13 protein-coding genes are annotated in these 19,803 nt (G+C 47.7%); 2 read left to right on the forward strand and 11 right to left on the reverse strand.

Annotation, left to right across the window (positions count from 1 at the left end; all coding sequences use genetic code 11):
• Nucleotides 1–39: 39 nt before the first annotated feature.
• Nucleotides 40–687 (reverse strand): fructose-6-phosphate aldolase, encoded by a 648-nt coding sequence (gene fsa, locus ACFQDM_RS16570; RefSeq protein WP_377381019.1) that lies wholly within the window; start codon nucleotides 685–687, stop codon nucleotides 40–42.
• A 48-nt stretch (nucleotides 688–735) separates the two neighbouring features.
• Nucleotides 736–2,268 (reverse strand): glucose-6-phosphate isomerase, encoded by a 1,533-nt coding sequence (locus ACFQDM_RS16575; RefSeq protein WP_377381022.1) that lies wholly within the window; start codon nucleotides 2,266–2,268, stop codon nucleotides 736–738.
• A 451-nt stretch (nucleotides 2,269–2,719) separates the two neighbouring features.
• On the opposite strand from ACFQDM_RS16575, the gene ACFQDM_RS16580 reads away from it, so the two are divergent.
• Nucleotides 2,720–3,895, forward strand: a complete 1,176-nt coding sequence (locus ACFQDM_RS16580) for a glycosyltransferase (RefSeq protein ID WP_377381024.1) — start codon at nucleotides 2,720–2,722, stop codon at nucleotides 3,893–3,895.
• A gap of 94 nt (nucleotides 3,896–3,989) precedes the next feature.
• Entirely contained in the window at nucleotides 3,990–5,153 is a 1,164-nt protein-coding gene (locus ACFQDM_RS16585) for a glycosyltransferase family 4 protein (protein WP_377382480.1), read from the forward strand.
• Here ACFQDM_RS16585 and ACFQDM_RS16590 read toward each other — a convergent pair whose 3' ends face one another.
• From ACFQDM_RS16590 to ACFQDM_RS16630, 9 genes are all read right to left on the reverse strand, one after another.
• A complete protein-coding gene (locus tag ACFQDM_RS16590) occupies nucleotides 5,154–5,948 on the reverse strand; it encodes a hypothetical protein (RefSeq protein WP_377381027.1) in 795 nt (264 codons plus the stop codon).
• Between the two features lie 25 nt (nucleotides 5,949–5,973).
• Nucleotides 5,974–9,852, reverse strand: a complete 3,879-nt coding sequence (locus ACFQDM_RS16595; protein WP_377381030.1) for a glycosyltransferase family 2 protein — start codon at nucleotides 9,850–9,852, stop codon at nucleotides 5,974–5,976.
• Between the two features lie 165 nt (nucleotides 9,853–10,017).
• On the reverse strand, nucleotides 10,018–11,508 hold the full coding sequence (locus tag ACFQDM_RS16600) for a glycosyltransferase family 4 protein (RefSeq protein ID WP_377381032.1): 1,491 nt from the start codon (nucleotides 11,506–11,508) through the stop codon (nucleotides 10,018–10,020).
• Complete coding sequence (locus ACFQDM_RS16605; protein WP_377381035.1) at nucleotides 11,505–12,743, reverse strand: glycosyltransferase family 4 protein; 1,239 nt, start codon at nucleotides 12,741–12,743, stop codon at nucleotides 11,505–11,507. Before ACFQDM_RS16605 ends, ACFQDM_RS16600 begins: the two co-directional genes overlap by 4 nt.
• Nucleotides 12,744–12,825: 82 nt before the next feature.
• Nucleotides 12,826–13,419, reverse strand: a complete 594-nt coding sequence (locus tag ACFQDM_RS16610; protein ID WP_377381038.1) for a hypothetical protein — start codon at nucleotides 13,417–13,419, stop codon at nucleotides 12,826–12,828.
• A 3-nt stretch (nucleotides 13,420–13,422) separates the two neighbouring features.
• On the reverse strand, nucleotides 13,423–15,264 hold the full coding sequence (locus tag ACFQDM_RS16615; RefSeq protein WP_377381041.1) for a hypothetical protein: 1,842 nt from the start codon (nucleotides 15,262–15,264) through the stop codon (nucleotides 13,423–13,425).
• A 32-nt stretch (nucleotides 15,265–15,296) separates the two neighbouring features.
• Nucleotides 15,297–17,549 (reverse strand): AGE family epimerase/isomerase, encoded by a 2,253-nt coding sequence (locus ACFQDM_RS16620; RefSeq protein WP_377381043.1) that lies wholly within the window; start codon nucleotides 17,547–17,549, stop codon nucleotides 15,297–15,299.
• Nucleotides 17,550–17,734: 185 nt separating this feature from the next.
• Nucleotides 17,735–18,460, reverse strand: coding sequence for a thioredoxin domain-containing protein (locus ACFQDM_RS16625; RefSeq protein WP_377381045.1), 726 nt, complete (start codon nucleotides 18,458–18,460; stop codon nucleotides 17,735–17,737).
• A gap of 41 nt (nucleotides 18,461–18,501) precedes the next feature.
• The gene (locus tag ACFQDM_RS16630; RefSeq protein ID WP_377381047.1) at nucleotides 18,502–19,794 is read right to left on the reverse strand and encodes a M48 family metalloprotease; all 1,293 of its coding nucleotides are present in this window, start codon (nucleotides 19,792–19,794) and stop codon (nucleotides 18,502–18,504) included.
• Between the last annotated feature and the right edge of the window lie 9 nt (nucleotides 19,795–19,803).

The raw sequence follows: 19,803 nt of genomic DNA on the forward strand, positions 1-19,803 counted from the left end.
GGGGCAGCGCCTTTGATCGTTGTCTCATTGAACGAGCGATCAGCCTTTGGCTTTCGCAGCGTCGGCGAGAAAGGCTTCGAGCCCTTTATCCGTAAGTGGGTGATTGACCAGCGCCTTCAGGACGTTTGGCGGCACGGTTGCAACATCAGCGCCTGCCAGGGCTGAATCCTTCACGTGGTTCGGGCCGCGAATTGATGCCGCCAGAATTTGCGTGTTGAGGTCGTCATAGTTGTCGTAGATCAGACGAATGTCGCGGATCAGTTCCATCCCGTCGAGCGCGAGGTCATCCAGTCGTCCGATGAAGGGAGAGATGAACGTTGCGCCAGCCTTCGCTGCGAGCAGGGCCTGATTGGCACTAAAGCAAAGTGTGACATTGACCATCGTGCCTTCGGACGACAGGACTTTACAGGCGCGCAGGCCGTCCCAGGTGAGCGGTACTTTGACGGCAACGTTCGGCGCAATCTTTGCAAGTTCCTTGCCTTCGCTCAGCATGCCTTTGAAATCGGTTGCCAGAACTTCTGCAGAAACCGGGCCCGTTACGAAAGAGCAAATCTCTTCGATAACGTTTTCATTCTTTCGGCCGGATTTGGCGATAAGCGAAGGGTTTGTTGTAACCCCGTCAAGAAGACCCAGTTCGTCGAGTTCGCGAATGGCCGCGACATCGGCGGTGTCGACAAAAAACTGCATGATGTTACCCGCTATTGAAGTTGAATGTGTTCTCGGGTCCGCTCTACGTCATTTGCGGAAAAAGTCCACAAGCTGAGCGGTAATCGGGTCATCAGTTTCGGATTCACCAGCGAGCGCTTTCTTGATTTTGGCTGCCTGAACCTTGCCGCGTTCGACGCCCCACTGGTCAAAACTGTTTACCCCCCAGAGGCGGCCAGCCAGAAATGTGCGGTGCTCGTAGAGTGCGATCAGAGCGCCAAGCGCATGCGCATTGAACGCCTTACATGCCAGGATCAATGATGGCTTGCCACCTGGCATGACCTTCTGCTTTCGGATGATCGGATCGAGGTCTGGCTCTTCCGCGGCAATTTCCTCTTCGCTTCGACCATTCGCAAGCACTTCGGCCTGAGCAAGTGCGTGAGCGATGAGCGCGCGGGTTCCATTGGGTTCCCGGTCCGGATTTAGTGCAACGATGAATTCCACCGCAACATTGCATGTCCCTTGGTGCAGCCATTGGTGGTAGGAGTGCTGCCCGATCGTGCCTTCGCCGCCCCACAGGCCTGAGATGGATTTTGCGGGGATGGACGAGCCATCGGGTTGAACGCTCTTCCCATTCGATTCCAGTTCCAATTGCTGCAGATATGTCGGCAGCATGCGTAAGGCGTTCGAATAAGCCAGAACAATGCCGGATTCGACGTTTCGAATGGTCATATTCCAATAATCGATCAGGGCGAGTTTCAGTGCGAGATTGTCTGTCAGGGCAGCGGTTTGGACGTGCTCATCCATTTCTCGCGCACCCGCCAGAAATTCTTCAAACCAGCTTTTCCCGAAGGCAATCATGCAGGCGAGGCTACCGTTTGACCAAAGCGAAAAACGCCCTCCGACACTGATCGGCATATCGAACAGGCGGTCGCTGTCGCGCCCCAGCCAGGCTTTTGCCTTATCTGGAGAAGCCGTCACAAGAGCAAAATGTTCGGGCCATTCACGTCCGACATGCTCACTCATCCAGTCACGAACGCGTTCCAGATTGTAGATGGTCTCTTCTGATGAGAAGGATTTTGAAACGCCCACAACCAGCGTGGTGTGAGGATCTAACCCACTAAGCGCACGATCAAGGTCGAGAGGATCGACATTGGCCGCGAACCTTACATCAATCTCATTTGGGTAATCGTCCTTGCAGGCATCGTGCAACAGGCGCGGCCCAAAGTCCGATCCACCAATGCCAAGGTGTAGGACGGTTTTGAACTTACCGTCCGAACGCACTTTTTCGGCATATTCAAGTGCCGGGTCCAGCGTGACACGAAGCGCTTCGACATCGGGATTGTCTGACGGGTTTGCGCGTAGAGCCCAGTGCGTGGCGGGCCGATCTTCGGACGCATTTACGTGCTCACCAGCAAAAAGCGCGGAAATCGCGCCTTCGATGTTCTGGCTTTTCGCGAAACTCAGAAGTGCCTGTTCTGCTTCAGAATCGAGAAATTGACGCGACGCATTCAATGTCCACGGGCCTGCGCTGTAGATTGAGTCACTTCTCTGTTCTGCAAGAGCTTTCAGTGAAGATGCGTTCAGGCGCTTGGCCTGAGCGTTGATTTCAAGTTCGGTCATTTAATCACTCCCGCCCGGTTTATTACGCTGTACGATGCAACGAGGTTTAAAGACATCAGATGTGTCCAACCTTTCATCCCATCAGGCACGACGCTTTCATTGAGTAAGAGGTTCTAAGCCTACTCGCAACTGAACATTCGCAACTTCTATTTCTGGCGAAACTAATGAGTTTTTATGTTTTCGTATCGTGCCTCTCTGTGAAATGGATAGAGTGGTGCGAGATTTGCGTACACGATTTGCGGCTAAGCATATCTTGGATGCGAGAGAACCATGAATGTGGGCGTCTCTGCTTTAACGGCCTAAATTCAAAAAAACGTTTGTAATCGAAGTCGGATTTCGGTCTCATTAGCTGGGATGAGAAGGGGGATCACAGCGAATGTCATTATTTCACTTTACATTAACCGTGTACTCCTGCACGGCAAAACTATTATTTTGAGTTGAGTAGAGTCATTTGATCTTGATTAAACGCGCTGTGTATGAGGCGTTGCTTACTCTAGCACGCTGGCGTCACCAGTCTTTGAGCCGGGGACGAGAAAAAAAGTATTGGCCTGAAGGATTTGTTGTTTCCGGCTTTTTTCGAGATGAATTCGGTTTGGCACGGTCAGCTGAACTAACCGCCACGAAACTCGAAATGCTAGGCTTCAAAGTTATTCGGCACAATATTCGGAACGTGATGAATACGCGTCCCTATTTTGCAAAATCTATAGACGCGCCTGAGGATTATGGATGGATTATTCATGCGAACCCGCCGGAAGTGTTGGCATTTCTGCTCTCTGTTGATCCGAGAAAAACGCCACGCGGAATGTGGTTAAGCTACTGGGCTTGGGAGCTGGACGTTTTTCCGAAGGGCTGGAGCTCAATGTCTGATATGTTTGATGATGTGCTCGTGCCAAGTAAGTTCGTGCAGGACTCTCTTGCAACAAAAGGTGTGCAGACAAGCTTACTAACGCATCCTGTTTCGCTCGGTCGTACCGTTAGAAGAGTGGATGAGCGCGATGTAAAAAAGGCAAGAACATTTTTTATTCAGATGGATGGAAACTCGAGTTTTTCTCGTAAAAACATTCTTACAGCACTGGAGGCGTTTCGGATTGCTTTTAGGGATAGCAGTGAATTCGAATTGATTCTTAAAACCAGAAACCTGAAAGAATGCCATGAAGTGAAAATTCGAGAGCAGTTGGCTGGAATGAGTAACGTTCGATGGCTAAATTGGACGCTTGGCGAATCTAACTATCAGGAACTTTGGAATAAGGTCGACTGCGTCGTGTCCACACACAGATCCGAAGGGTTCGGACTGGGGCTGGCTGAATCTGCCTGGCTAAATCGACCGATTATTGGAACTGGTTGGTCTGGAAACATGGACTATATGTGCGACGCCGGACAAGGAAGCCTGCCTCACAAATTGATACCCGTGAAATCAACAGACGATGTATACGGGAAATACGCGAGCTCTGGAGCGGAGTGGGCTGACGTGGAGGTGGAGGATGTGGTTTCAGCAATGATGAATGTGGCTGATAATGGCTATGGTGGGCAACCTGAAGCTATTCGTCAGAGGCTCAGTCAACTGGAAACAGCTTGGGACGAACATATGCAGCCTGGAAGTATATTTCGCGGTAATTACAGAATATAAGTTTGCTCGAGTCCGGAAGCGGTAAACGTCAGCGGGAGATGGAGCAATTCGCATTCTTGCGGCATCAGTGGATTACCTGCCTCATCTTGGGGGCGTGTCTCTGATGACACATCATCTTTGTAACGCATTACAATGTGCTGGCGCTGAAGTGACATTAGTCGCGCCATGCGCAGGCGACGACTTGGAAAAGTGGCCTCGCCACTACCAGCTCATTTCGGATGTCGGTTTTCAGGGGGGTATATTTGAGGGGCGGGAGTTCAGGGAGCGTGAGGCCCCTCGGATATCCAGCATGTTTCAAACCTTGGGTGATGAGACCAATTATGATCGCTTTTTGGCATTTCATATCCATGGCTACGGACAGGTTTTGTCACATTTATCACTGGAAACAAAGACACCGCTTTCTCTGGTGATTCACGGGTCTGAACTTAAACATCACCTAACCTGCCGGGCGCTATGGAGCTTTTTACAAAAGCAAGTATCCCGTGAGTTGCCGTCGATTGAATGGGAAACGATGAGAACACTGCACAGGGCTGACGAAGTTCTGGTGAATTCACCGTTTACCAAAAGTCTCGTGCATAAGACCGGGCGTTCGGGTGAGAGTATTCATGTGATCGGCTGCGGTTTGCCGGAGAATGAGATTTCTGTGCCTCGTAAAAACTCAGCTGAATCAATACGATTTGAGCTGGGCATTCCTACGGAAGCGCTACTGATCGGCTCGGTAGGTCGACTAGTGCTTTCGAAAAACTTCCGTTCTCTTGTCGAGATCTTAGAAGAAGTTCCGAACGGCTTTTTGCTCTTAATTGGCGACGGCCCCGAACGAAAAAACTTAAAGTCGCTTGCAGAGTCGCACGGCGTAATAAAGCGCGTGCGATTTGTAGGACAAGCGAGCGAAAGCAAAAAAAGGGAACTTTTGAATGCTCTAGACGTGTTCTGTTTGTTATCATTGCCAATGAAAAATGGTGATGTAGAGGGGTTCGGCATTGCGGCTTTGGAAGCGATGGCATGTAATATTCCCGTCATTGCGGCTCAAACGGGGGGGCTACCATTCGCTCTCCAATACGGAGAATCCGGACAATTGATTGATCCAATCAACAAGACTGAACTTTTAGATGCATTGAAATCAGTGGAACGCGGGGATGATCAGATCAAAAAGCAGGTTAAACACGCACAACAAACGCTGCACGAACGGTTCAATTGGCAAATCATTTCAAGGCGGTTGCTGAAGCGGTGGAGCTTAGAAAACCTGCGAGTCCGCTAACTAAACAGAACTAAGTGTAAGCATGTCGAACTTTAAACTATCCCGGCTATATTTAGATAAACTTACAAGTGTATCATCGTTTTTTCCTCCTTTGTTGAAACGTTGATACAAACTCTCTTCAAAGTCGGTGCCGTCAAAAGTACCTGTCGAATAATCCGAATTGATGATAAAGGTTGACGTGCCAACAGCCGCAGAATGCCATTTGAACCACAAATCATCAGCCGTTGGTGCTACCTTTAGAGCCGTATTCACGTCTATAATCCGAGGATGGAGGAGGGTCGTATCGTATAGAACTCCATCTTTTCCAGTCGGAACAATATAGATATCCGGATTCTGACGGATACCGCTTGTCATCCATCGCCGGTATGGCATGAACGATTTACCGCTAGTTTGAATGGCGTGTCCGCGATAGCAGATGATGCACCGATGAATTTTATATTGCTCGACTAATCCGGAAAGCCAATGGGATGGATAAATAGTATCATCATCAGCTGTCACGAAAACTCTGTGTTGCTGCTGATGTTCCATCAGATAGGGTATAGCCTTTCGGTATGGCCCCCAATTCGGCACAAATCTAACCTGAAATCTTTTATCGGCACGAATGAGCCTTTGAAGGCTTTCGGGTAGCGACTTCGAGACACCTTTATCAAGCAAGAACGGCTCGTCGGAAAGATATAGATAAACGTTGAAGCTTGGATAGTCTTGCGACAAAATTGTTGAAATTGTTTTGTGAACTTCCGCAATCCGTGAGGAAATTGATGTAAGGCAAACGTCAACGTGAAGTGAATGGTCCATCTGTCGTTATCGCTTTTCAGTCAGATTAGTTTGTTTTAGCACGCAATCCGAAAGGTATTGCAAGATCGTGGAGCGGTGTCGGTATATCTTGAGTATAATCCCAAGAGCGCCGACTTAGATTTACACGAAGCTCTTGTAAATGCTCACGCTTTTGGCGGTTGATAGTGTGAGATAACGTTGAGGGTGTTGAATTGCAAAAGATTAGTGGCTCGGAGATTTGATAAAAAGCTGCGGGTCCGTAGACCCCCTTTAAGCGTTCACGAAACTCTACATCTCCTCGAGAGCGGGACGGGATAAAGCCACCAATCTCGTCAAAAACTGTCCTGCGAAAGACTGAAGACATCGTGCCATCGCCAAGCAATGAAAACCCATGTTCCATTTGCGGCAAAGCATTGGCATCAAACCGAATATGATTGCTTGCACAGCCCTGAAGGAATTTATACTGATCGAACAAGCTTAACTGTTTTTCGAGCCGCTGAGGATGTGAATAATCGTCACCATCTTGAATTGCTATAAACTTGCCTTTCGCTCGATCAATCGCAAAGTTTCGACCTACATAGGGTCCACAGTTGGATGGAAATGCGAAATATCTGATTCTGGCGTCGATACTTGCTAAATCTGCAATTTTCGACCCAATTCCAGGTTCGGACAAATCGTCAATTAAAAATAATTCTATATCTTCGACTGTCTGATTCAGAACGGACTGGATAGCCAAATCTAGTAAGTCTAAATCAGGATCAAAGACGGTCATCACTACTGATACAAGTGGGGATCCAGACGGGGTGTCTAGGCGGGTACCTGTTGCCTGTGATGAAAAATGTCGAAACAACTCAACATTGTTCTCTCCTTTGAAAGATAACGACGATAATCCAAGATTTTTGGCATTCTTAGCATAATAAGAATTGAGCTCATCCAGGTTTCCTATTGCTGCATTTGCAATGACCTGAAGTTCGGGATCGTCAATCTCCGGCAGCAGATACGTTATAACGTTTTTGTCACGAAGGATGCAGGCCATTCTCATGACGTTCGGAGCCGATGAATAGATATTGTACCGCCAATCAACAGCTGTGATATTAAGCTGAGATACTTCAAATGTATATGGACGTAACCATTCAATCAGATCTCTAAGGGGTGTTCCGCTTTCTGAGTAGCCCCTAAGTAGTCGTAGTAATTGCTCTCGGTCACCGCAGGCTACAGCTTCAATAACTTTGGATTTCGGTGAAACCGCTTTAGCTAGAGCTTCCAAGTCAACGCCACTGTTCGGAAAGACGAGTTCTGTATAATTTCCCAACAGTGCGCGGCCAAGGAGCATATGAGTATTCTCATTCTTCTTCAAAAAATCCGGCGCCATTTCATCTATAAGCAGTGCTGTTAGTTTTACTACTTCTGGAGACGCAAAACGCGTAAAGACGTCCAAAAGACGGATACAACGCCTTGTATTTAAGCGACCTTCGAATGCTCTAACAATCGACGCCGAACAGACTGAATAAAAATCCTCCTGCGTAAGTCCCGAGGCAAAAAGCGTATAAAGTGATGTGATCTTTCTCGGTTCTTTGCTGACAATCTGCCAAGCATGAACTTTCGCTATATTACTAATGACTTGCTGAAGAGCGGCGGCTTGAACTAAGTTGATCAAATTAGAGAAGGCAGTGAGGGACAATACGGTCAATACTTCGGGGCTTCTGAAACAAGAAACCACAAACTCGCAAACTTGTTCACCGTGTCCGTAATTCATGAGTTCGCTAAATTTATCAATCTGCTCGTCCTTAAGAACAGCTTCGATTTTCTCTTTTAAGTCGTTACCGTCTGCCGAAGTGGCATCTACCAATTGGTTCAATAGCACCAAACGTGCTTTGTCGGCAGATCGGTGAGCAAGCGAAGTAGCAAGTAAGCCTGCTACCCGATCGCTGTTTCGTAGTTCACGGATAGAGTTGTTGCGTGCGGAGTGAATTCTCTGGAGTGAGTATGGCTCAACGATTATTCGATCAATTAAAGGCAACCCGTCTCCAATGAGAATGTCAGCAGGGTTGCTCCATGTGATCTGGCCATTCTTCGAAATGAGTAATGTATCTGAAACCGGAATCTCGCTCTGCGCTTGAAGCGCTTCTAACACTATATGCAACGGAGCTATCGAGCAACTCAAAGGGCTAGCAAAGCTATCTCTAATAGAAGTAGATGAGCGAAGCTCTAGTTTAGCATCAGTGTTAAATTCCAACCGCCTAAGTGAAAGGGGCTGCATGCCGCCAAATCGTAGGAACTGGAGTGTAAGTGCCTCAGCGTAGTCGGGAGCGTATTGGAAATCATCCGTTAAAAGTAGGACGGGAGTACCGGCATCGAGTTGATGCCTGTTGATCATTTTCAATACATCTTCGCACGAGTTCCCATTCTCTATATCTAAATAGACAAAATTAAGAACAGGCAATGTCCCCAGAGTGCAGTAATGAGTTGACCTTACTTGCGGATGGTCCGTTTCCTTGTTGGTTCGGAGGTCGATATTCAGAACAGTTATTGCCCCTAGTGCTTCTTGTGGTGCTTCTTGTGGTGCTTCTTGCTCTTGGTACTTCTGCTCTCTCGATTGAGTGCGAACAAGCAAAGTAGTGGAGTCTAATTCATTAAGATAATCGTTTTGTGTAGATGTAAGTGAATCACGTAAGTGAATATATTCAAAATCATCTTTGGACTTTTTAGTTGCGACGGCGATAGGGTCTGTTGCTGGCCCGGAGATTTCAATAGTTTCAAAATCAAACCCACGGATTTCATAAATTTCATTCTCCGCTCTAAATTGAACGGCCGGATTCCAGTCACAAAGAACATCTACAATATCGAGCTCGAGAGGCGAAAATTGTAACTCATCGCCCTGGACTTCATTCAATAAAATTTTCAATTCCCCCGGTTCTTCGGGAAGTTGCTCAAGCTCTTCAGGGGTATCGTAACGATGATGTATTACTTCTCGATCTAACGAAATAAGGGACTGATCAATCGATTTTTCCTTATTTCGACTAAGAATGCATAGTCGCCCCTTTTCCGACTGATCAATTAGCGTGATAGGTTTTTGAATATTCTCATTTGTTTCCTCAATTAACGATGTCACTGCCGTAGTAATTGGAAAATCAGATGATGAGCGTACTGAAAGCAACGCGTTCTTAAATGTATCTGGAAGAAGAAAGAAAGAAACGATTTCGCTAGAAAGTGCTGTTATGGCAGGTTCAGAGCCGTAGTCTTTCTCGGAAAATTGTTCACTGAACAAGTATTCTAGGTGTTTGCCTATAGCAGTATGAGCTGGATCGCGTAATTTGTACAATGTATGAAAATTCACGCCCAGCAGAATTGCGGATAAAAACTGACGTTCTAGAAGAGAGCGAAGCCCTGCTTTGACAGCTCGGCTGCTTGCTAAATATGCCCGGACGAAATCACCTGAGGCAACGTAACGATCGACTTTTTCTCGAATATCCAATGACTGAAAATACAGTCGTATATTCTCATGATCTGGAGTTTCTTCCGCTAAGAATGTCGGGGAATTAATGTGAAGCGTATAGAGAAATAACTCGAATGCATCGAGCCAGCTTAATGTCTCGTCGTGATTTGACGGTACGCTTTTTATATACTCTTGCTGAAGTAAAGTTTGCACTGCAAGATTGATAAACGATGCTTCAAAAGTGATTGAAGAAGCCTGCTTCTTTTCGAACTCTCGTGTCAGATACCGAGCGAGCGCTTTCTCTGAAAACTCTGGCGCTGTAATGCAACGCTTCGCGACCTCGAAATTTGACTGAGACAGCCGCTCTTCGATGATATTTTCAGGTGGGATACGTCCGAGAAGCAGTGCGAAGACGTCACGAATGAAGTCTCGAGATGTTTTGGATTCTGGTGAGCTTCGATCAGTTTGAAGCAATTGTTCTGTTGTCATTTTTACCACCCCCACCGGTATTCATACGCATCTTTTCGTAAAATACGGTGCCATATTTTGCAACGGATGAATCGAGATTTAGTTGAACAAACATTCCTAAATCATCGTTTCCAAGGAAGTTACTTGAATGGTGTAAGAAAGAGTAAAAAAGCGCTCTTGCAGGCTCTATGATGACTGCTCGTTGTCGTTTATCAGATGATCAAATGCAAGTTTGAAGTAACGCTCAGTAATCTCTTCTGCGTTGTATCGCGCGGAAACAAAACTGTGTGCCCGTTTTTCCATCTTGAGGCGTTTGCAGCCGTCTTTTAGAAGTTCATCCGCATAATCCAGAAACGCAGTATAGTCACCTGGAGGTGCGAGGTAGCCTGTAATACCGTGCGTAATACTCTCGTTTAGGCCGCCAACGCCGAAGGCAACGATCGCACGGCGAGCAAGGCCAGCTTCGAGGGGCACTCGACCAAATGGTTCAGGCCATACAGTCGGTGCTAGAACGAGTGTGGCACGCCTTATCTCTTCAAAAATAGATTCACGAGACCGGAAACCAATCGGTTTTATCTGTCTAGAGAGTCCGTGTTCGTCAGCGAACTTACGAATTTGTCTCTCAATGCGATCCCCTTTACCGCAGAGGATAAGGCGAACGTCCGGGCGTTGTTTTAGCCAAGTCTTAGCAGCCTTTATGAAAGCGAGCTGACCTTTGTTCTCGTTTAGCATTCCGATTATAATCAAGTTCTTTGTCGGCTTCTGCCCCGTGCATTCTATTAAGTTATCAATCTGAAGAGCATCGCCGTATGTGTTCGGTATTCGCTCTAATTGCTGATTTGTTCCAAGTAGTGGAGAGATGTGTCGCTCTAGCTCGAAGCTTGTCACAACTACCTTGTTGTAGCTCTTTAAGCTTGCTCGACGTTTGTTGCGTGTATATTGGAGATTTGCTTTTCGAGCGTTAATAGCGTTAGGTGCGTCTTCGCGTGCGCATTGAAAATCGCATGTCGTACAGATCTTGCCAGCCACAATTCGACTTTGAGTCGGGCGCTCACAATGGAAGCGGTTATCTCGTACAACGGCGACAGAATCACGAAACGAAAACTCACTCTGCAAAACAGCGCCGAGCAAAATAGACCGGGTATTGTCTGCGAATAACAAATCATGGGCTTTCATATGAGAAGCGAGGGAGCGAATCGTGCGTACCCTTGAATCTCTAAAGTCGATGAATTCGTCTGTAATGATGCCACCTGAAGGATTGTCGAGGGTATGATTTAGAACAGCTTTGATTCGCGCGGAATTTGGCGCAGTGAATGCTTCTTTCTTTCGGATCAGGCGTTCGTACCAGTTTGCACCTAAAAGAAAGCTGCTTCGTTTTTGTTGAAAATCTGACTTGGAGCGGGTGACAGTAAGGTAGGGCCAAGGCGCAGGTTCAGGTAAGTGAACGACGTTGATACCCAGAATGTCGGTGATTAATGGCTCTCCGACCTGTCCAGCGAATGTGCAGACCAGAATCTTTCTTCGTATACTGGCTGGAAATTTCGCCAGAACGGCGTGAAGGCTCACTTCAGCGCCACCGGTGTTGTAAGGTGGATAAGCGTCTGAAAGCACCAGGATACTACGGTCTTTAATTTTAGCCGCGATATCTTCAGAAATTTCTATCAATTCAGCCATCATTTTGTTGTCATTATTTCGTGCATGACTTCAGTGACTTTCTTCCAAGTATACCTTTGGGCAATCACTTCTCGGGCATGATTCACTTGGTAATTCACGCGATCTAGGTCTGAAAAGAAATCTGAAAGCATGGATGCATCCTGCTTCAGAGCATCATTTTCAAGTGATGAAAGGCCGATGAGCGCTCCTTTATATCGAATGGCGAAATCATGCATGCCCTCAGTTCCGGGCGTTAAAACGACACATCCGGCAGCAGCATATTCCAGCATGACGATTCCAAATCCCTCATAGCCGCCTGTGGTTTGATCGAAGGTTGATGACAGGATGCCAACATCTGCAGCTCGCAAATAATTCCATTTTTCTTCTTCACTGATAGCGCCAACAAAAATTATCCGATCAGCTACAGCTAGCTCAGCCGCAAGCTGTTTCAGCTCATTCGTTTTGGGTCCATCCCCAATCACAACTAACTGAGCATCTGGAATTTCGCTCATCAAGTGAATTCCAGCTTCGGTTCGTTTGTGTGGGACATGGCGTCCGACGCTGACAAACGTCAAGCGTTCAGCAAGGCCGGTGCGTTCTCGAAAAAAAGTTTTCCTGATGGGGGCATAATTGGGATTTTGTTCGGTCTCTTTTTTGAGGACAGTTTCTTCAATGCCGCAACCGGATACGTAAATTGGCTTACTTGGGGCTAGTCGATTGACGAGAGACTTAGAAAAATGACTGTTGGTGAACAAGATATCTGCAGAACGCGTCGCAGAAAGGAGTTTCGAGGCTAACGAGTTGGGGGCGAAATCTGTGTCGGAAGAATCCAGTTCCTTTTTTGTGAATACGGCCGGCACCTGACTCGTCACTTCGGTGCCGTGCAGATATAGGCTGGATCGAATATTGCGCTTTCGTGCTGCGCGAATAGCGCCAATCGCATAGTAAAAGGGGTGGAACAGCATGACCTCGTTGACAGTATAACCGTCTATGATTCGAGAAAAGAAATCCTCAATTCTAGCTTCCTCAGCGGCGCTGCGGGTGCCGTCGCGCAATCGTATATCTGAGTTGAAGTCTTCTATTAGGTCGAAGTAGATCTGTTGGTTGAAATAAGTTCCTGACGGTCCGACAAATACAGCTTTAGAAGCATACGCGTCTGTAAATGTATTGGCGATATTGGTAGCGAGATTTGCCACGCCTCCAACCCTTGGAGGGGCATCAACACTGGCAAACAGGTAGCTTCTTTGCTCGATACTCACGACTCTCTGCTCCCTTGCAAATTCTCCACTGATGAGTGCTATCAAAATACTGGCGGAAGTGACAGAGGTCAGTCAGCCCGTCTTAGTCGAATTCGAAGCCGAATTTTTTAATGTCTTCAGCATACACCTTGCTGACATGTTCACGCATTGTTTCGGAATAATATTCACGATAACTGATGCAGAGTTCAGGGGGGCGAGGTATGAAAATTTCCGGAGGTGCCCCTAATTCAGTTAAAATTTCCCTTAAGACATTCGAAAAACAACGGGAATTGGCGATTAAAGTAACCCCGCTTGTTTCAGATAAAACCATCGGATGCTGTTCTCGTATCCGTACTGTTTGGCCTTCTGCAAAAACGTAGTCTTCAAAAGTGTAAAGAAGACATCGCTCGTGATCAGGGTGCCGAGGATTGGATTTTACGAAATTATACCGAACTAATAGAAGTTCGAAGGTATTGCGGACAAAAGCGACCAAAAAATAATCAAAAATTGCGCTTCCTATCACACGATGTAGATCTGTAATGCTCGCGTGTACGGGTATTGGGAGGGAAGCGGCATCGTTCCGCCGTTGTTTAAAGTCCGGGAAAACCGAATACATTGAATTCAGGGCCTGCGAGGCACCGGAAAATGGCACGTCTATGAGGCCAAAGCATAGGTCTTTGTTCAAATATGTTGCCATCAGTCAGCTATCAAGCGCGAGAGGAGGGGAAGTGGAAGAGCTTTTTAGCATTCCGCGTGAAATGATCGCCATAGCTTGAGACTTCGCAGAGTGATCGAAATACTCAGCATTATTGTGCAACCAGCTGATCGCAGAATTTCGGTATCCGCTCGCGAGAAATAGCCTGACGAATGCTAGAACGTTTTTGTTTGGGATAGAGCGGGTGAGTCGTTTCTCAATTATGACTTGGCAAACGCTCCGCATCATACCTTTTTTTAGCAAAGTCTGATGAAGAAATACACGCTGCTTATTTGCGGGCTCTGCATTGGTCAAAAAGAAAAGGGTGCAATCTGCAGCGAGAAGATGGTCAGAGACGTTCGGAAGTTGTTTGAGTAGCCGGCCGCATAACTTGTTCATTGTTTTGTGAGGAAAGCGAAAATTCAGAAACACTGAAATCAATATGTTCGAATTTAACTGGATAGCAGCGGTTAACACGTTGGCCGCGATTCTCTCTGAATTCGGAAAGAGGAAAAAAAAGTTTACGCTGTGACGGAAAATGGCACCTGTTTCCCCAACCGCCAATAGAGCTCGCAATAGCGCAACAGCAACATTGTGGTCTGAGTTTGAGCGCCTGAACTCATAGTTAGTCGGAACCAACTCTAATATCGTTTGCCATTCCATGTGTCGTTTTGCTTCCAAAATGGCATCTATATTTAACGGTTTTCGAGGCGGTTCCAAATTATTTAGAACATCCGCTGTATTTGGAAAATTTTGGAGTGGAAAACTATTTATAATTTCTTGCTTGTTGGGAAATTTGGTTTCGATTTCCGCTAAGCGATCGACAATTCGATGACGTTGGAGGTTTGGAGGGATACTGTGCTGTAACCTTTTGAACCGCAGATAATCGCGATTGTCAGCGCAAGATGTAGCATAAGTTCCAATAAATTGCTCAAGATTTGGTTGCTGAAAGTAGGCCGTTTCAGCCGACTTCAAGCTTGAAAGTCGATCACTAATCTTACGATAAAGCTTTGCCCGGACCTCTTGCCAGCCTGGATGCAGCCAATCTTCGAAGCTTGAGATCGAATTCAGAACGTCTTCCCTAGAGATATCTTCGGAAAGTAGCAAAAAGGTTTTATAAAAATGTTCGTAGGCGTCAATCGGGCCGAGCGCGTTTGGGGGGAGTAGAAACCGTCGAGCTAGAAGGGAATTCAGCACTTCCTTTTTGCCAATCAGAATGTCGAGATAAATTCCGGCGGACGTAAAATATTCCGTTACCCCGTGATGGTGGGGGACTTCGTAAACGTCTCCCATGTTTGATATCATTTCCTTACGTGACGTGAAGTATGCGTCGATGGGATCATACGTTCCCATATAGATCTGACCGTTAGGGTGGTTGTGGAATTCTTCAGAAAGGGTGGCGACGCTAGCCCATTTGCTATCGATGTTGACTCCATTTCGATCAGCTCGGGAACCTGGGAGGTGCAGGTGGAGTTCTGGACTTGTGGCGATAAAACGCGTGTTAGGGATGATGTTTCCGCAAAGTAGCGACAAGTAAGCACCCATCGAGTGGCCAACAAAGCATGTATTGTATGGCTGAACGAGCTCTTTCAAGCGATAGATTGTGTCTCCGATGTCGCTCGAAAAACCATCTATACCGTTTGTGTACCAAGCGTTGTGGCGGCAGTTCAGGAAAAGTTTATTTCCGTCCAATCTTTCAAATACGCGGGTCTGAGCAAATTTTCCAACAGGAACATCGACATGAGAAAATATCACCCAGAGGTCTTTTGACTGCTGGTCTTCTTCCAGTTTGATCAACTCTGGGGATAGGTCTGCAGCAGCTTTCAGACGCTTAAGGGCAGTTTGCATTGATCTACTCGAACGGACAATGGATGTCCTTCTTATTTCAGAATCGGTTCGAAACAACCCAATATATGATAAAAACTGCTTGCTGGTGACCGATCAACAAGGTTAACGCCGTTCGATGAGACTTTGTCGCGCCAATAGCCCGGCATGCTTCCATTGAACGTAAAGAACTTGCTCATAAAGGTTTCGATAGCAGAAAGAGCTTCAGCTTCCTCGCGAGGATCATTGTGAGATATTTTCAGCCGAACAAATTCTGTTTGGGGCCATAGTCGACTTGATGTGGGGGTGAAATGTTCACCGTTGATCTTAGTGTGATCGACAACAAGGCCATTAGTTCTATCGTGGCCGTAACGATCAGCAAATGCCTCGAGAACTGCGGGAGCGAGGCTCGTCCGGCCTGTAAGCTTTTCGTACTCGTTCAAGAGGTAAGCCCACTCGTAAAAATGGCCTGGTTCGATAGCAAGTCTAACAGGGTCATCTGTTTGTGTTGGGAGCGAGAGGTCATCAAGGAAAAACTCTCGTAACAACCCGGATTTCCAGAACTTCGTATGGAACAGGTCATAGAGTTCTTTGGCCAGTTCGGACATGCGCTCGTGCTCGTGCAGTTCCATCCAGGCAAGCGCAGCTTCGAACAAATGCATATGAGGGTTTGCGCGGCGAAGCCCGTTCGTTGACGATAAATCTTCACGAAAACCTCCGTGCGGGTGGCGCAGGTCGGTTAGGATGAACTCCATAGTATCTTCTGCTGTTTTTAGAAGCGATGGCTCGCCGGTAACTTGGTATGCCCAAGCCAATGCGAACAAAATAAATGCATGATCATAAGTATCAAACTTCGAATCGAAAACTTGGCCTTCAGGTGTCAATTTGTGAGCGAAACGACCGGGTGACTGTTGGCCGTATCGTATCAGAAACTCCAATGGTTCCGCCATCGATTCTTTAGATTGGCGGTGACCTAGCACAAAGCTGTGAGCAAATACATAAGTTTGACGCGCTTGAACCAGAGTTCTCTTGTTGAGATCTTCCAACGGTTTTCCGAAAAAATCTACCGCTTCATATGAGCCGCCATTTATTCGATCAATGCCAGTTTCGCCCCAGAAAGGAAGAGCTGTGTCGAATAACCAGCTTCTGACTTTTTCTTCTACCACTTTACGGTGTGCGCGTGTGCCAACTCCGGAATGGTAAGCTGATGGATGGTTCATCGCACTTAGTTGCGCATGCAGGTTCTTAACTTTCTGAGAGCTTGTTTTCGGGCAAACAAGAATGGCATTTTGAGTGTCTACAACGATGAGATCGTCGACATCTACTGCCGCAATCAGTTTGTTGTGTGATTTGATGAAAGAGTTTCGACTATCCATCGCGATTACGTCGCCAACAAGTGCGTTTCCTTTTTCATCAGTTTCGGCAATTTCATGAGCAGCGGCCCAGCTGCCAACATCGTTCCAGCCAAATTCGGCAGGTAAAACACACGCTTTTTTCGTTTTCTCCATGACCGCGTAATCAACGGACAGAGATGGAATCTTCAGAAAACTTGTCGATTTGAGATTGAGGCGGCTGCAGCGTCCAGGACGCTCACTCAAATCCGCATCACGGAACGCGCTTTCTGCACGTCTGGCAATCTCTGGCGATTGATTTAGGAGCTCGTCCAGAAACACATTTGGACGAAAAGCGAACATGCCTGCGTTCCATAGATAGTCCCCACTTCGAAGATACCCATGTGCAGAGACTTTGTCTGGTTTTTCTACAAATTGAATTACCGGATAGCTTGCGAGCCCCGCTATTGGTTCAGCTGCACGATTTATATATCCGAAACCTGTTTCGGGCGCGTGAGGTGTTATTCCAATTGTGGAAATATATCCACACATCGCTGCCTTAGCGGCGTCTCCGATTGCGGCATGAAATGCAGCGATATTTGATATGTGATGGTCGGAGGGCAATAATAGCAGGATAACGTCGTCAGTAGGGTGAGTTGCTTGAAACTTGGCTCCCCAATGCGCAGCAATAGCTGCTGCCGCAGCTGTATCCCGACCTTTAGGTTCAGTGATCAGCGTGGAAACAACGGCACCTTCGTGCTCCAGCTGGTTTTCGATTTCATCTACATAACTTCGACCACAAATCAAAACAGGAGCAAGACAGTCAGGGCCGGATTGCAGGCGAAGGACCGTGTTTGCAAGTAGCGACTTTTCATTAGTCAGCGACTGCAGTTGTTTGGGAGCATATGTTCGCGATAGTGGCCACAAACGTGTCCCCGATCCGCCACACAAAATGATTGGAAGAATTTTAGTTCCCATCCCACACCTGTCCCGAAAAATTAGTCGGTCTTACAATTAAAAACTGAAAATTGTAAGCGCGATAACTTCGTTAGTTGGTCACACATTATGGCTGAAAAACATTTAAGCCAATCGACCAAAAAACTACGAAATTTCATAGTGTATCGGGCCGTTGAGAAGAGAGTTTTTCATTCTTACGGTAAACGTCAGTTCAAAAGCGCGTCCATGCGTTCTTCGAGCTTTGCTCGGTCGTAGCCTTGAATCAGCTCACCATTGATGAAGAAAGAAGGGGTGGCCTCAGCGCCGTATTGAATGGCTTCTTCCCGAACGGTCTGCAAATACTCCATGGTTTTCGGGTCTTCCATGACCTTGTGAAGTTTGGTCAGGTTCAGGCCCACGCCTTCAGCGATCTCATCAATCTTTTCATCCGTCAGCGCTTCTGGCGAACGCATCAGCGCCTGATGCAATTCCATATACTTTCCCTGTTCGGCTGCCGCGACCGCTGCAAGCGCTGCACGTCGGGATTGTTCAGATAGAATTGGGAATTCCTTGAAGATGATGCGTACATCGCCGCTGTCTGGTTCAGCTTGCTCCATCACCCAGTCTAGCGAACGTTTGCAATATGTGCAGCGATAATCGAAGTATTCAATGATGGTAACGGCAGCGTCTTCCGGGCCATAGGAGAATGCGCGCTCATCGGCTGCCAGATCGGCAGCGATGTCAAGCGTACGGCGTTCTGCAAGCACATCCATTGCTTCCATGATGATCTCAGGATTTTCAAGGATGTACGCACGGACAATCTTCTCAATGTCTTCGCGAGATTGCGCTGTCTCAGGCACGTTGTCTGCAGGTGTGCTCGTGCTCTCCCCACATGCCGTCAGGCTCATCATACCAAGGCAAATGCCAGCAATTGCGCCGTACTTAGACTGCATCTTCACGTATTCCCCATCCTGTATTTCGAGGTGATGTTCGATTAGCGCCGCTCGCCTTCAATATTGGCAGCGCAGATTTTGGATATATCAGACGCCCGGCGGTGCGCCAGGCTTGACGGATCAAGCTCACGTTCTGCACGCACCGAGAAATTCATGGCTCGGCGGCAGTCGCCATAATGGAAAGCCTGTTCTGCCGTCGCAAGCTGAGCTTCGGCGCGCCGTCCCTGTTTTTCGCGCACAATCGATAGCTCATACCAGGCAAACGCGTTTTCAGGCTCTCTGGACGTTGCAACCGTCAGGAGGTCCGCCGCTTCCTTCCAGTTTTCTTCTCCACCTTCCGCGGTTAGCGAGATGGCGAGATTGATCATCAGGAGCGGCTCTTTCGGAGCAAGTTCCAACGCCTTACGGTTCGGTTCGATCGACGCTGCAATATCGCCGCTTTCATAGTATATCTGTCCCAGCAGCTCATGGAAAAACGGGTTCTCCGGCTCATCGGCGATAAGGCTTTCGGTTTGCTCCAGCGCGGTGGATGTAAAGCTGTTGCGAAAGGCGGAGATGGCACGTGCGTAGCGGGCAGGGACAGAGGTATCACTTTCCGGATATCGCGCGGCGACTTGCTGAGGATAAGACAGAAAACCAATCAGCTTGGCCTTCATGATCTGCAGCTTGTAGATTTCTTCCTCAGAATCCGGCTTGTCCATCAGGCCAGTACGCTCGGCGCCCCGGCGTAGAGCTTCGATGCGGTCCGACGCCAAAGGGTGCGTCTGGAAGTAACGATAGCGCTCCGCATTGCTGTAGAGTTGCTCTTCTCGAAAGTTTTCAAAAAACTCTAGCAATCCGGCAGGGGAGCGCCCTGTGGCGGCCATGTAACGAAGGGCAGCCTGATCAGCCGACGCTTCCTGCACACGTGTGTGTGTTGCAAAGTTCAGATAGGCGAATTGCGAGGAGCTTGCGATTAGCGCTGCGCCAGCATCTCCCGCGCCAGCGGCAATGGCCAGAATGCCCAGGCCGATCGACAGGAATGCAGGACGTGAGGCATTCTTGATGTCTTCGATCCGTCGCACGCCGTGCCCGCCTTCAATATGACCCGTTTCGTGGGCAATGACGCCAATCAGCTGACCTGGCGTTTCCGCAGCCATGATCAGGCCGGTGTGAAGGTGGATACGCTGCCCGTTTGCGACAAAGGCGTTCAGAGAGTCATCATTGACGATGTAAATGCCGACGTCTTCGGGGCGCAGGTTTGCGGATTCCAGAATTGGGTAGGTGAAGTCGCGCAAAATACCTTCGATTTCGGCATCGCGGATCAGGCCCTGAGAAAACGCTGGCGTAGCCAAGCTCAGAAT

Origin of the sequence: Ponticaulis profundi (assembly GCF_042659465.1) — a bacterium.
Classification (GTDB): Bacteria; Pseudomonadota; Alphaproteobacteria; order Caulobacterales; family Hyphomonadaceae; genus Ponticaulis; species Ponticaulis profundi.